The sequence below is a fragment of the Pantoea phyllosphaerae genome (assembly GCF_051025595.1).
Taxonomy (GTDB): Bacteria; Pseudomonadota; Gammaproteobacteria; order Enterobacterales; family Enterobacteriaceae; genus Pantoea.
Genome location: NZ_JBPFDE010000001.1, coordinates 511,736 through 524,260, shown reverse-complemented (window position 1 = coordinate 524,260; position 12,525 = coordinate 511,736). Strand labels below are relative to the sequence as shown.

General features: G+C 59.4%; 9 protein-coding genes. 4 read left to right on the top strand and 5 right to left on the bottom strand.

All coding sequences use genetic code 11. From position 1 onward, the window contains the following. Positions 1 to 9 precede the first annotated feature (9 nt). Positions 10 to 801: a DNA-binding transcriptional regulator KdgR gene (gene kdgR, locus ACR6A7_RS02450; RefSeq protein WP_434123170.1), complete on the bottom strand. Its 792-nt coding sequence runs from the start codon at positions 799 to 801 to the stop codon at positions 10 to 12. Between the two features lie 179 nt (positions 802 to 980). On the opposite strand from kdgR, the gene ACR6A7_RS02445 reads away from it, so the two are divergent. Continuing rightward, complete coding sequence (locus ACR6A7_RS02445) at positions 981 to 2,360, top strand: MFS transporter (protein ID WP_434123169.1); 1,380 nt, start codon at positions 981 to 983, stop codon at positions 2,358 to 2,360. A 51-nt stretch (positions 2,361 to 2,411) separates the two neighbouring features. Here the strand turns inward: ACR6A7_RS02445 and htpX are convergent, their stop codons facing one another. From htpX to ACR6A7_RS02425, 4 genes are all read right to left on the bottom strand, one after another. Beyond that, positions 2,412 to 3,293 (bottom strand): protease HtpX, encoded by an 882-nt coding sequence (gene htpX / locus ACR6A7_RS02440; protein WP_033746579.1) that lies wholly within the window; start codon positions 3,291 to 3,293, stop codon positions 2,412 to 2,414. 218 nt (positions 3,294 to 3,511) lie between these two features. Continuing rightward, entirely contained in the window at positions 3,512 to 5,557 is a 2,046-nt protein-coding gene (gene prc / locus ACR6A7_RS02435) for a carboxy terminal-processing peptidase (protein WP_434123168.1), read from the bottom strand. Between the two features lie 19 nt (positions 5,558 to 5,576). Continuing rightward, positions 5,577 to 6,263 (bottom strand): RNA chaperone ProQ, encoded by a 687-nt coding sequence (proQ, locus tag ACR6A7_RS02430; protein WP_434123167.1) that lies wholly within the window; start codon positions 6,261 to 6,263, stop codon positions 5,577 to 5,579. A 96-nt stretch (positions 6,264 to 6,359) separates the two neighbouring features. Further along, positions 6,360 to 6,860 (bottom strand): GAF domain-containing protein, encoded by a 501-nt coding sequence (locus tag ACR6A7_RS02425; RefSeq protein WP_216493963.1) that lies wholly within the window; start codon positions 6,858 to 6,860, stop codon positions 6,360 to 6,362. Positions 6,861 to 7,092: 232 nt separating this feature from the next. On the opposite strand from ACR6A7_RS02425, the gene yebS reads away from it, so the two are divergent. The 3 genes from yebS to rsmF all read left to right on the top strand — a co-directional run bounded on the left by yebS (position 7,093) and on the right by rsmF (position 12,525). Next, positions 7,093 to 8,334, top strand: coding sequence for a membrane integrity lipid transport subunit YebS (gene yebS / locus ACR6A7_RS02420; RefSeq protein WP_434123165.1), 1,242 nt, complete (start codon positions 7,093 to 7,095; stop codon positions 8,332 to 8,334). Next, the gene (locus ACR6A7_RS02415; RefSeq protein ID WP_434123164.1) at positions 8,306 to 10,939 is read left to right on the top strand and encodes a PqiB family protein; all 2,634 of its coding nucleotides are present in this window, start codon (positions 8,306 to 8,308) and stop codon (positions 10,937 to 10,939) included. Before yebS ends, ACR6A7_RS02415 begins: the two co-directional genes overlap by 29 nt. 167 nt (positions 10,940 to 11,106) lie before the next feature. Beyond that, positions 11,107 to 12,525 (top strand): 16S rRNA (cytosine(1407)-C(5))-methyltransferase RsmF, encoded by a 1,419-nt coding sequence (rsmF, locus tag ACR6A7_RS02410; protein WP_434123163.1) that lies wholly within the window; start codon positions 11,107 to 11,109, stop codon positions 12,523 to 12,525.

The following is a 12,525-nucleotide window of genomic DNA, read 5'->3' as shown; positions in this document are numbered from 1 at the left end:
CCTTTTTTATTAAAAATCGTAGTGGTGATAGCCCATTTCGGCGGAGAGCGCGCGCGCCGCGCGGTGCAGCATGGCAACGTAGTCGCTTTTCGCCTCTTCCGAGAAGCGAATCGTCGGGAAAGAGATGCTCAGACCGGCGATCACCACGCCGAAGCGGTCAAAAACCGGCACGGCGATGCAGCGCAGCCCCTCTTCCTGCTCTTCGTTATCTTCCCCGAAGCCCTGCATCTTCACCTGATCGAGCACCTCGATCAGCGCTTCGCGCGTAACGATGGTATTGGCGGTGCTGCGCTTGAACTCCACCTCTTTGAGAATCTCATTCACCTCGGCGCGGTCGCGCCATGCAAGCAGCACTTTGCCGATCGCCGTGGTGTGCAGCGGATTGCGCCGTCCAATGCGCGAATACATACGCAGATTGTAGAGCGAGTCGATTTTATGGATGTAGACGATGCTGTCCTCTTCCAGCGCGCCGAGGTGAATCGTCTCCTTGGTGAGTCGGGAAAGCTCGCGCATCTGCACGTCTGCGCTGCGGATAAGATCGACGTTCTGCAACGCCTTCGCGCCCAGCTCGAACAGCTTCAGGGTCAGAGAGTACTTTTCGCTCTCTCCTTCCTGCGTCACATAACCCAGCGTTTTCATGGTTTGCAGGAAGCGGTAAACGGTGCTCTTCGACATCATCACGCGCTGCGCCAGTTCGGTGATCCCGTGATCGCGCTCTTCGCCCAGCGCCTGCAATATGCCGAACACCTTCATCACGGAGGAAACGGCGTCGGGTTGTTTATCGTTTTCACTGGCGGCCATCACGCACCCTTTTTTAAAATTGTTTTAATAAAATCGGAACAGATGGCCAATATAGCGCGCCAGACCCTCATCTGTCACCGCACGACATACTTTAACCCTGCTTATTGCGCTAAAGACGGTGCGTTTCAGCAGCAGATTCATTAGCATGGTGATACTCACCCACTTTATTTTTTCTCGCTATGTCCCCAACACCTTTTCAGGATGGCCTGCCCGCTCCGCAGCGGTACGGCGCTATTATTACCATTGCGCTGGGTATTATGATGGCGGTGCTGGATGGCGCTATCGCCAACGTGGCGCTGCCGACCATCGCGCGCGATCTGCACGCCAGTCCGGCGCAGTCGGTCTGGATCGTCAACGCCTATCAAATTGCTATCGTCGCCTCGCTGCTGTCGCTCTCTTTTCTCGGCGATATGCTCGGCTATCGCCGGGTCTACCAGGTCGGGCTCGGTCTGTTTATCCTCACTTCAGCCTTCTGCGCCCTCTCCTCGTCGCTGTCGATGTTGACGCTGGCGCGCGTGCTGCAGGGCTTTGGCGGCGCGGCGCTAATGAGCGTTAACACCGCGCTGATCCGTATTATCTATCCGCAGCGTCACCTGGGGCGCGGCATGGCGATCAACTCGCTGGTGGTGGCGGTTTCCAGCGCGGCCGGGCCGACGGTGGCGGCAGCAATTCTGTCGTTCGCCAGCTGGAAGTGGCTGTTCCTGATTAACGTGCCGCTCGGCGTGATTGCGCTGTGGCTGGCGCTGCGCTTCCTGCCGGAGAATAGCCAGAAAGCGAAGGCGCAGAAGTTTGACGTGCCGAGCGCGCTGATGAACGCGCTGTTTTTCGGCCTGCTCATTTATGCGCTGACGGGGTTTGCCCAGGGCGGCAGCTGGGCGCTGGCGCTGGGGGAAATGGCTGTGCTGGCGGTGCTCGGCGTGTTTTTCGTGCGTCGGCAGCAGCGGCTGACGGTCCCGCTGCTGCCGGTGGATCTGCTGCGTATTCCGCTGTTCAGCCTCTCAATCTGCACCTCCATTTGCTCTTTCTGCGCGCAGATGCTGGCGATGGTGTCACTGCCCTTTTTCCTGCAGAACGTGCTGGGACGCGACGAGGTGGCGACCGGCCTGCTGCTGACGCCCTGGCCGCTGGCGACGATGGTGCTGGCGCCGATTGCCGGACGCCTGATTGAACATATTCACGCCGGGCTGCTGGGCGGCATCGGTCTGGTGCTGTTCGCAGCCGGATTGTTTCTGCTGGCGCTGCTGCCCGCGCAGCCGCAGGACGGGGAGATTATCTGGCGCATGGCGCTGTGCGGCGCAGGTTTCGGCCTGTTCCAGTCGCCTAACAACCATACCATTATCTCTTCCGCTCCGCGCAACCGCAGCGGCGGCGCCAGCGGGATGCTGGGCACGGCACGTCTGCTGGGTCAGAGCAGCGGCGCAGCGCTGGTCGCGCTGATGTTCACCTGGTTCGATCAGGGCGGCACGCACGCTTCGCTGATCCTCGCCGGGCTCTTCTCCAGCGTCGCCGCGCTGTTCAGCCTGTCGCGGCTGTCGCAGAAAAGCGCCGCGACGCAGTGATGGCCATAAAAAAGGCGACTCCAGGGAGTCGCCTTTTTATCGTCTGAGCGGTTACTTCAGATACTGACCGCTGCGCAGCGCTTCGATACGCTTATCCAGCGGCGGGTGCGACATAAAGAGTTCGCTCAGCGACTTGTTTTTGCCGTTGATGCAGAACGCCATCATGCTGCTCGGCTCTTGCGGTTCGTAGCTGGTTTTCAGGCGTTGCAGCGCGGCGATCATCTTCTCGCGACCCACCAGCTTCGCAGAACCGGCATCGGCGTGGAATTCACGGTGGCGCGAGAACCACATGGTGATGATGCTGGCCAGAATGCCGAACACCAGCTCCAGCACCGTCGCCACGGCAAAGTAGACCAGCGGATTGCCGTTGCTGCTCTCCTCACCGTCGCGGTTGCCGGAGAGGAAGCCCGATGCGACCTGCGCGATAATGCGCGAGATAAAGATCACGAAGGTGTTCACGATGCCCTGGATCAGCGTCATGGTGACCATATCGCCATTGGCAATATGCGCGATCTCATGCGCCAGCACCGCTTCCGCTTCGTCGCGGCTCATATTCTGCAACAGGCCGGTTGAGACGGCGACCAGCGAGGCGTCGCGGCGCGCGCCGGTGGCGAAGGCGTTGATGTCGGGCGCATGGTAGATAGCGACCTGCGGCATCGCGATGCCCGCCTGCTGCGCCTGACGCCCAACGGTCTGCATCAGCCAGCGTTCCGTTTCATTCCGGGGTTGTTCAATGACCTCACCGCCGACTGAACGCAACGCCATCCACTTCGACATCAGCAGTGAAACAAACGCACCGCCAAAGCCAAACAGGCCTGCCATAATCATCAGGCCCTGAACACTGCTTGACTGGATCCCTGTCAGGCTGAGGATCAGCCCAAAGACCAACATCACAGCTAAGTTGGTCACCAGGAAAAGAGCAATACGCATCATAAAAGTTAATCTTCCTCAGTTGTTCATGCGCTAGCTGCGCGGATCCTTATCCTAGGGTCATCGCAGCGCATTTCAAGCGACCTTAACCTTTAAGTGTCTAAAAAGACATAACTTTACATTTAGTCACGCTTTCGTCACACCGCCAGGTTTGAGTGGGCCATCTGCTGCCTTCAGGCAAAAAAAAGCACCGCAGCGCGGTGCTTTTCACTCCCCTGCGCTTACTGCGCGGCGGGGGTCGTTGACGCGGGCTGGGACTTATCCAGCTGCGCCAGATCGTTGGCGATTTTCACTGTCTCGTCGAGATAAGGATCGGGCTCTTTGTAATCTTTCGGCAGATCGTCCAGGCTCTTCAGCGGCTTTTTACCTTCCGCCTGATAGCGCGCGTTAATTCGCTCCAGACGCAGCGCATCCTCTTCGTGATTCTCTTTCTCGCGCTGGGCGAGATTAAGCGACACGATATTGCGCTTGTCCTTCATCGCATTAAAGCGGGCGATATCCTTCATGATGTACTTGAACTCACGATCCTCGGCGATACGCGCCTCGTGCTGTTTGGTTAACTGCGCCACCAGTGGCTTGATGTCGCCGGTTTTGGTGTAGGTCGCCGCGTTGATGCTGTCCCACGGCAGCGCGTTATCTTCAAACTTCTCGCCGGTTTCCGCCGCTTCCACGCCGGTCGGCATCAGCAGATCCGGCGTGACGCCTTTACGCTGGGTGCTGCCGCCGTTGATGCGGTAAAACTTCTGGATGGTGTACTGCACAGAACCGAGCGCAGGCCACTCTGGACGCAGCATCTGATCGTAGATGCGGTTCAGCGAGCGGTACTGCTGCACGGTGCCCTTGCCGAAGGTCGGTTCGCCGACAATCAGCGCACGACCATAATCCTGCATTGCCGCCGCGAAAATTTCCGACGCCGAGGCGCTGAAACGGTCCACCAGCACTACCAGCGGGCCTTTGTAGTAGACGACGCCGTCGTTATCGCTGTCTTCACGCACGCGACCGTTGTTGTCGCGCACCTGCACCACCGGACCGCTGGGAATAAAGAGGCCGGAGAGCGAAACCGCTTCGGTCAGCGCGCCGCCGCCGTTGGTGCGCAGATCGATCACTATGCTGTCGACGTTCTGCTTCTGCAGTTTTTGCAGTTGCACCTTCACGTCATCGGTCAGGCCGACATAGAAGCCCGGAATATCCAGCACGCCGACTTTCTGTTTGCCGACGTTGTGCACGCTCATCTTCACCGCGCGGTCTTCAAGACGAATCTTCTCGCGCGTCAGGGTCACGGTGCGGGTTTTGGTGCCTTTGCCTGCAGGCAGCACTTCAAGACGCACCTTGCTGCCTTTCGGCCCCTTGATTTTGGCTACCACATCGTCAAGACGCCAGCCAATCACATCTTCCATCGGCTTGCCCGGCTGACCGACGCCAACAATGCGATCGCCGACGCCAATCGCTTTACTTTTCGCCGCAGGACCGCCCGCGACCATAGAGTTGATTACCGTATAGTCGTCATCCATCTGCAGCACCGCACCAATGCCTTCCAGCGACAGGCTCATTTCGGTGTTGAACTGTTCGGTATTGCGCGGCGACAGGTAGTTGGTGTGCGGGTCGATTTCATGCGCAAACGCGGTCATCGCCAGCTGGAACACATCTTCGCTGTTGCTCTGCGCCAGACGACGGATCGCGAAGTTGTAGCGCTTGGTCAGCACATCGCGGATCTCTTTTTCGTCTTTGCCCGTCAGCTTCAGGCTGAGCTGGTCATACTTTACCTTGGCGTCCCATAACGCATTCAGCTCCGCCTGATCTTTCGGCCAGGGCGCTTTGGCGCGGTCGATATCGATGGTGTCGTTGCCGGTAAAGTTCATCGGGCGCTTCAGCACGTCGAGCGCGTACTGGTAGCGCTCGAAACGGCGTTTCTGCGCCAGATTGTAGAGATCGTAAAATACGTCCAGCTTGCCGCTGCGCAGCTCATCGCCAAGCGTGGTTTTTTTATCGGCGAACTGCGCCACATCCGACGCCAGCAACACGTTGTGGTTGTAGTCGAGCAGATTGAGGTAACGGTCGAAAATTTTCGCCGAAAAGGCCTGATCGAGGTCGAACTGGCGATAGTGAGAGCGGGTAAAGCGAGAGGTCACCCGTTCACTGACGGTAGGATCCTGCGGATCTTCGTGCAGCTGGGGAATTTGATCGACGCGGGTAATATTCTCAGCGCCAAATGAAGGGCCTGCCAGTAGCAGGCCCGCAATCATACCGATTTTTAACAGGGTGTTCATGCCGGGGTCAGCCTCCGTTTCAGAACTGCAAGTGTTCTGCGCGCACAATCATTGCCATGCCGGAAGCGAGCTGTACCCGAACGCCGTCTTTTGACACTTCAAGAACGGTAGCGTCCATCGCACTTTTGCCTGCTTTGACTTTGATATTCTGGCCAGGTTGCAACGTTGAGGTATCGGTGATGGGTTTCGCCTCAGCGACCGGGCGCGGAGCTGGTTTGCGATCCTGAGCGGCCGGACGCGGCGACTGAGGACGCGCTTTACGCGGCGCTTCGCCTTCGGCTGGCTTGCGTGCGGCCGGACGACGCGGACGACGCGGTTCTGCACCCTCTTCGCCTGCTTCGCGCTTCGCGGCTTTCTGCTGCTCGCGCTGCGCCTGAACGCGCGCTTTCGCCTCTTCCAGCTGCTGACGCGCATGCTGCACGTGCTGCTCGTCGAGCACGCCACAGGCGTTGCCGTCGAGATCGACGCGCGTCGCGCCGGCTTTGATGCCGTAGAGATAGCGCCAGCTGGAGGTATAAAGACGCAGCGCTGAACGCAGCTGAGTCTTGCTCAGACCCATTTCGCCCTGAACACGCTCGACCAGATCCTGAAAGATGCCGATTTTGAGCGGACGCGCCTCACCTTCGGCGCTAAAGCAGTTTGGAAAACGTTCCGCCAGAAAGGCGATCACTTCTTTACTGCTATTCAACTTAGGTTGATTTTCCATGAAATTTCCTGATTACAACGGATTTGCCGACCAGAGCAGGCATGAACAGGCGACATTATAATGACAACATTGCCAAATACCATGCGATCCAGTCGATTAGCTACGCGTCAGCTGCAAAAATTTTTCGATATCGCTGTCCGCCAACACGTCGCAAAGCCCATCAGTCAGTGCAACCAGCCCTGTCTCATCCTCGCTGTCGAAGCGATTGAACACCGTGCTGTCGATATCCAGAACGCCTACCAGCGCGCCGTTTACTTTCAGAGGAATCACGATCTCAGCGTTGCTGGCGGCGTCGCAGGCGATATGGCCGGGAAACGCGTGCACGTCGTCGACGCGCTGTACTTTATCCTGCGCGATCGCCGTGCCGCAAACGCCTTTGCCTACCGGAATGCGCACGCAGGCGATTTTGCCCTGAAAAGGCCCCAGCACCAGCGTGTCGGCTTCCGTCAGCAGGTAGAAGCCCGCCCAGTTGACGCCCTCAAGGCGTTCATACAGCAGCGCGCTGAAATTGCCCAGCGCGGCAAGAAACGATCTCTCACCCGCCAGCAGCGCGCGCATGTCGCGATTCAAATCATCGTAAAAGGCAGTTTTGTTCATTGTTTAACCATTAACATTAACAACAGAGCGGCTTTAATTAACCGCCCGTTAAAATAAGCACTAAATATCCACCGCCACAAGGTGAATCATAGCGTTAGTTGCTATAACCTTAGATTTTTGTGGATCGAAACGTGGGCCCCTTGCGGGGATGCCGGAAACGTAAAACGTTTTTTTGCCCCACGACCGCATCCGGTCACAGCGACAAATATCTGGGCGAAACCTGCATCACCCTATGAAAATTCACGCTATCAGCCAGCCATTGCCCCACGCACGTTATCAGCGTTGTCCGCAATGCGATACCCTTTTTTCCTTACCGGATGTGAAATCGCATCAGTCTGCCTATTGTCCACGCTGCCATGCACAAATTATCAGCGGGCGCGACTGGTCGATGACGCGACTGACGGTCATGGCCGCGATGATATTGGTGCTGATGCCTTTCGCCTTTACCCTGCCGCTGGTGGATATTCGCCTGCTCGGCATGCGCATTAACGCCAGCCTGCTGGGCGGCGTCATCCAGATGGCGGAACAGGGCAACGTGCTGACCGCCTCGATGGTGGCCTTCTGCACTATCGGCGCGCCGCTCGCGCTGGTGGCGGGCATCGGCTATCTGACCCTCGGCCATCGGCTGGGAATGAACCTGCGTCCGGTGCTGCTGATGCTGGAGAAAGTTAAAGAGTGGGTGATGCTCGACATCTACCTGATAGGTATCGCAGTGGCCTCAATTAAAGTGCAGGACTACGCCTCGCTGGAGGTGGGTTACGGGTTAGCCGCCTACCTGACGCTCACGCTGCTAAGCCTGCTGACCCTGATCCACCTCAACGTCGAGCAACTCTGGGAACATTTCTATCCGCAGAAGCAGAATATGCGCGCGCACGACAGGCTGCAGGTCTGCCTCAACTGCCATAATACCGGCGAGCCAGACGCGCGCGGCCGCTGTCCACGCTGCCATACGCCGCTCGACTTCCGGCGTCGCCATAGCCTGCAAAAATCCTGGGCGGCGCTGATCGCCTCGATCGTGCTGCTGATCCCCGCCAACCTGTTGCCGATTTCCGTGGTCTACGTGAACGGTTCGCGACGCGAGGACACCATCTTTTCCGGCATCCTCGGCCTGGCCTCCGGCAATGTTCCGGTGGCGGCGGTGGTGTTTATCGCCAGTATTCTGGTGCCCTTCACCAAAGTGCTGGTGATGCTGACGCTGCTGCTCAGCATTCACTTCCGCTGCAAACAGGGGCTGAAAACCCGCATTCGCCTGCTGCGGGTGGTGACCTGGGTGGGGCGCTGGTCCATGCTGGACCTCTTTGTCATTTCATTAACCATGTCGCTGGTCAATCGCGATCAGCTGCTGGCTTTTACTATGGGACCCGCCGCGTTTTACTTTGGTGCGGCGGTCATCCTGACCATTATGGCCGTTGAGTGGCTCGACAGCCGCCTGCTTTGGGATGCACATGCACAAAACGCCGACTACACCGACTAACGCCACGCTGCGCAGCAAGCGTAAAATTTCTCCATTCTGGCTTCTGCCGATCATCGCCATGCTGATCGCCGGCTGGTTGCTCTGGACCAACTATGAAGAGCGCGGCACGGTGATCACCATTAACTTTCAGTCGGCAGACGGCATCGTGCCGGGCCGCACGCCCATCCGCTATCAGGGCGTGGAGGTCGGCACCGTGCAGGGCATCAATCTGAGCGACGACTACCGCACCATTCAGATTAAGGCGAGCATCAAGAGCGACATGAAAGAGGCGCTGCGCGAAAACACCGAGTTCTGGCTGGTGACGCCGAAGGCGTCGCTGGCGGGCGTTTCGGGTCTCGACGCGCTGGTGGGCGGCAACTATATCGGCATGATGCCGGGCAGCGGCAAGCCGCGCGAAAACTTTGTCGCGCAGGATACCCAGCCGAAGTATCGCGTCAATACCGGCGAGCTGCTGATCCACCTGCACGCGCCCGACCTCGGCGCGCTCAACTCCGGCTCGCTGGTTTACTATCGCAAGATCCCGGTGGGCCGCGTCTATGACTACAGCATCAACAGCAAGACGGACGGCGTTACCATCGACGTGCTGATCGAGCGCCGCTTCAATAATCTGGTCAAAACCAACAGCCGCTTCTGGAACGTATCGGGGCTGAATGCCGACGTCAGCCTGAGCGGCGCGAAGGTAGAGCTGGAGAGCCTGGCGGCGCTGGTCAACGGCGCTATCGCCTTCGACTCGCCGGAAGATTCGCCGCAGGCAAAAACCGACCAGAACTACACACTCTATCCCGATTTGGCGCGTAGCCAGCGCGGCGTGGTGGTCACGCTCGATCTGCCCGACGGCAATAACCTGAAAGCGGGCCGCACGCCGCTGATCTATCAGGGGCTGGAGGTCGGCAGCCTGACTAAACTCAACCTGCTGAGCGGCGGCAAAGTCACGGGCGAGCTCACCCTCGACCCGTCGGTAGTCAGCCTGATGCGCAGCGGTACGCGCATTGAGATGCGCAGCCCGAAAGTGAGCCTGACCGATACCAACCTCAGCAGCCTGCTGACCGGCAATACGCTTGAGCTGGTGCCGGGCGACGGCGAGCCGCAAAGCCACTTTACCGTGCTGCCCGCCAACGAGTCGCTGCTGCAGAAGCCCGACGTGCTGACGGTGAAGCTCAGCGCGCCGGAGAGTTACGGCATCGATGCCGGTCAGCCGGTGATGCTGCACGGCATGAAGATCGGTCAGGTGATTTCGCGCGAGCTGAATGAGAAAGGTATTCAGTTCACGGCGGCGATTGAGCCGGCCTATCGCAACCTGGTGCACGGCGACAGCAAGTTTATCGTCAATAGCCGACTCGACGTGAAATTCGGCCTCGACGGCATGAAGGTGCTGGGTGCCAGCGCGCGCGAATGGGTCGACGGCGGCATCCGCCTGGAGCCGGGCAGCCAGGGTGCGGTGAAATCCGCCTATCCGCTGTTTGCCGACGCCGAAAAGGCGGAGGAAGGCATTACTGGCGACCGCCCTTCGACAACGCTGACGCTGACCGCCAATAGTCTGCCGGACGTGCAGGCCGGTTCGGTGGTGCTTTACCGCAAATATGAAGTGGGCGAAATTGTCAACGTCACGCCGCGCGCCAGCGCCTTCGATATCGCCGTGCATATCAAGCCGGAGTACCGCAAGCTATTGACCAGCGAGAGCGTGTTCTGGGCGGAAGGCGGCGCGCGCGTGCAGCTTAACGGCAGCGGCCTGACCGTCCAGGCATCGCCGCTGAACCGGGCGCTGCGCGGCGCAATCAGCTTTGACAATATGAGCGGCGCGGCGACCGCCAAAGGCAGCAAACGCACGCTTTATCCTTCTGAGACGGCGGCGCGCGCGGTAGGCAGCCAGATTACGCTGCATACCTATGACGCCAGCAAACTGTCGCAAGGCATGCCAATTCGCTATCTGGGCATCAATATCGGCCAGGTCGAGTCGCTGTCGCTCAGCCAGGATAACAATCAGGTAGTGGCGAAGGCGGTGCTCTATCCAGAGTATGTACAGGATTTTGCGCGTAGCGACAGCCACTTCTCGGTTGTGTCGCCTGAAATCTCTCCGGCTGGCGTCAACCATCTGGAGACGCTGCTGCAGCCTTACGTCAACGTCGATCCTGGTAAAGGGCGTCCGGCGCGAATTTTTGAGCTGCAGGAGAGCACCATTACCGATTCACGCTACTTGAACGGGTTAACGATCTATGTTGATGCCGCCGAAGCGGGCTCGCTCTCTGTCGGCACACCTGTGCTGTTCCGCGGCGTCGAGGTGGGCACCGTTACCGGAACCGCGCTAGGCAATATGGCGGACCGCGTGCAGATTGCGCTGCGCATCAGCAAGAAGTATCAGCATCTGGTGCGCAACAACTCGGTGTTCTGGCTGGCGTCAGGCTATAACCTCGACTTCGGCCTGATCGGCGGGGTGGTGAAAACCGGCACCTTCCAGCAGTTTATTCGCGGCGGCATTCAGTTCGCCACCCCGGCGACAGTGCCGCTGGCGCCGCAGGCGGGCGCGGGCAAGCATTTCCTGCTGCAGGATGAGGCGCCGAAAAACTGGCGCAACTGGGGAACAGCGATCCCTGAGCCGCGGCAGTAATCTCGTCAGCCGTCTGACTCCCTTTCAGACGGCTGACGCATCAACGGCGCGGGTGCGACCAGCCAAAGAGCGAAACGTCACGCGCCAGCGCCTTATCTGCCCGCTACCTTTTCTGTGCTACACTGCCGCCCTTGTTTTTGACCTCAACGCCTTACCTGGAACCTGCCGTGGCCGACCTTTTTCCTTCTGACTTCCTTCAACTGATGCGCGACGCCCTGCCCGACGATGCTGAACTGCAGCGCTTTATCGCCATTAGCCAGCAGCCGCTGCGCCGCTCTATCCGCGTCAATACGCTAAAAATCAGCGTCGCCGATTTCCTTGCTCAGACGGCGAGCTATGGCTGGCGGCTGACGCCGGTGCCCTGGTGCGCGGAAGGTTTCTGGATTGAGCGGGATGACGAGAGCCTGCCGCTCGGCAGCGTGGCGGAGCATCTCAGCGGCCTGTTTTACATTCAGGAAGCGAGCTCAATGCTGCCGGTCAGCGCGCTGTTCGATGGCGTACCCCAGGCGCAAACGGTGATGGATATGGCGGCGGCGCCGGGTTCGAAAACCACGCAGATAGCGGCGCATATGCAGAACCGCGGCGCCATTCTCGCTAACGAGTTCTCCTCCAGCCGCGTCAAGGTGCTGCACGCTAACGTCAGCCGCTGCGGCGTCAGCAACGTGGCGCTGACCCATTTTGACGCGCGCGTTTTTGGCCCGGCGCTGCCGGAGCGTTTCGACGCCGTGCTGCTGGACGCCCCCTGCTCGGGTGAAGGGGTGATACGCAAAGATGCCGACGCGCTGAAAAACTGGTCGCTGAGCAGCACCGAGGCTATCGCCGCTACGCAGCGCGACCTGCTGGAGAGCGCGTTTCATGCTCTGAAGCCTGGCGGCATGCTGGTCTATTCCACCTGCACCCTTAACCAGATTGAAAATCAGCAGGTCATTGCCTGGCTGCTGGCGCGCTATCCGCAGGCGGTAGAGGTCGTTTCGCTCGATGCGCTCTTCGCGGGCGCAGGAGAGGCGTTGACGCCGGAAGGGTATCTGCACGTTTTCCCGCAGCTTTTCGACAGCGAAGGCTTTTTCGTGGCGCGCCTGCGTAAAACCGACTCGGTGCCGCCGCTGCCCGAGCCTGGCTATAAGCTGGGCAAGCTGCCTTTTACGCCGCTGAATAAAAAGGCGGCGGCGGAGGTGACTCAGGCCGCAGCGTCGGTGTGCCTGCAGTGGGGCGACGACCTGACGCTGTGGCAGCGCGACAAAGAGATTTGGCTGTTTCCCGAGGCGATTACGCCGCTGCTTGGCAGCGTGCGCTTCTCCCGCATCGGCATCAGGCTGGCCGAAACCTTTGCTAAAGGCTATCGCTGGCAGCATGAGGCGGTTGTCGCCCTGGCACAGCCGGAGGCGGCGCGGACGTTTGAGCTGAGTACCGACGAGGCGCTGGAGTGGTATCGCGGCCGGGATATCTTCCCTGATACGCCGCCGCAGCGTGATGAGGTGATTGTCACCTACCAGCAGCAGCCGATTGGCCTGGCGAAACGCGTCGGCAGCCGCATTAAGAACAGCTACCCGCGCGAGCTGGTACGCGACGGCCGTCTGTTCCGCTAA

What these genes read in the sequence shown, in the direction of transcription:
- htpX (WP_033746579.1), bottom strand. Translation starts at nt 3,293, where the DNA reads ATGATGCGTATTGCTCTTTTCCTGGTGACCAACTTAGCTGTGATGTTG.
- yebS (WP_434123165.1), top strand. Translation starts at nt 7,093, where the DNA reads ATGAAAATTCACGCTATCAGCCAGCCATTGCCCCACGCACGTTATCAG.
- ACR6A7_RS02445 (WP_434123169.1), top strand. Translation starts at nt 981, where the DNA reads ATGTCCCCAACACCTTTTCAGGATGGCCTGCCCGCTCCGCAGCGGTAC.
- kdgR (WP_434123170.1), bottom strand. Translation starts at nt 801, where the DNA reads ATGGCCGCCAGTGAAAACGATAAACAACCCGACGCCGTTTCCTCCGTG.
- ACR6A7_RS02425 (WP_216493963.1), bottom strand. Translation starts at nt 6,860, where the DNA reads ATGAACAAAACTGCCTTTTACGATGATTTGAATCGCGACATGCGCGCG.
- prc (WP_434123168.1), bottom strand. Translation starts at nt 5,557, where the DNA reads ATGAACACCCTGTTAAAAATCGGTATGATTGCGGGCCTGCTACTGGCA.
- ACR6A7_RS02415 (WP_434123164.1), top strand. Translation starts at nt 8,306, where the DNA reads ATGCACAAAACGCCGACTACACCGACTAACGCCACGCTGCGCAGCAAG.
- proQ (WP_434123167.1), bottom strand. Translation starts at nt 6,263, where the DNA reads ATGGAAAATCAACCTAAGTTGAATAGCAGTAAAGAAGTGATCGCCTTT.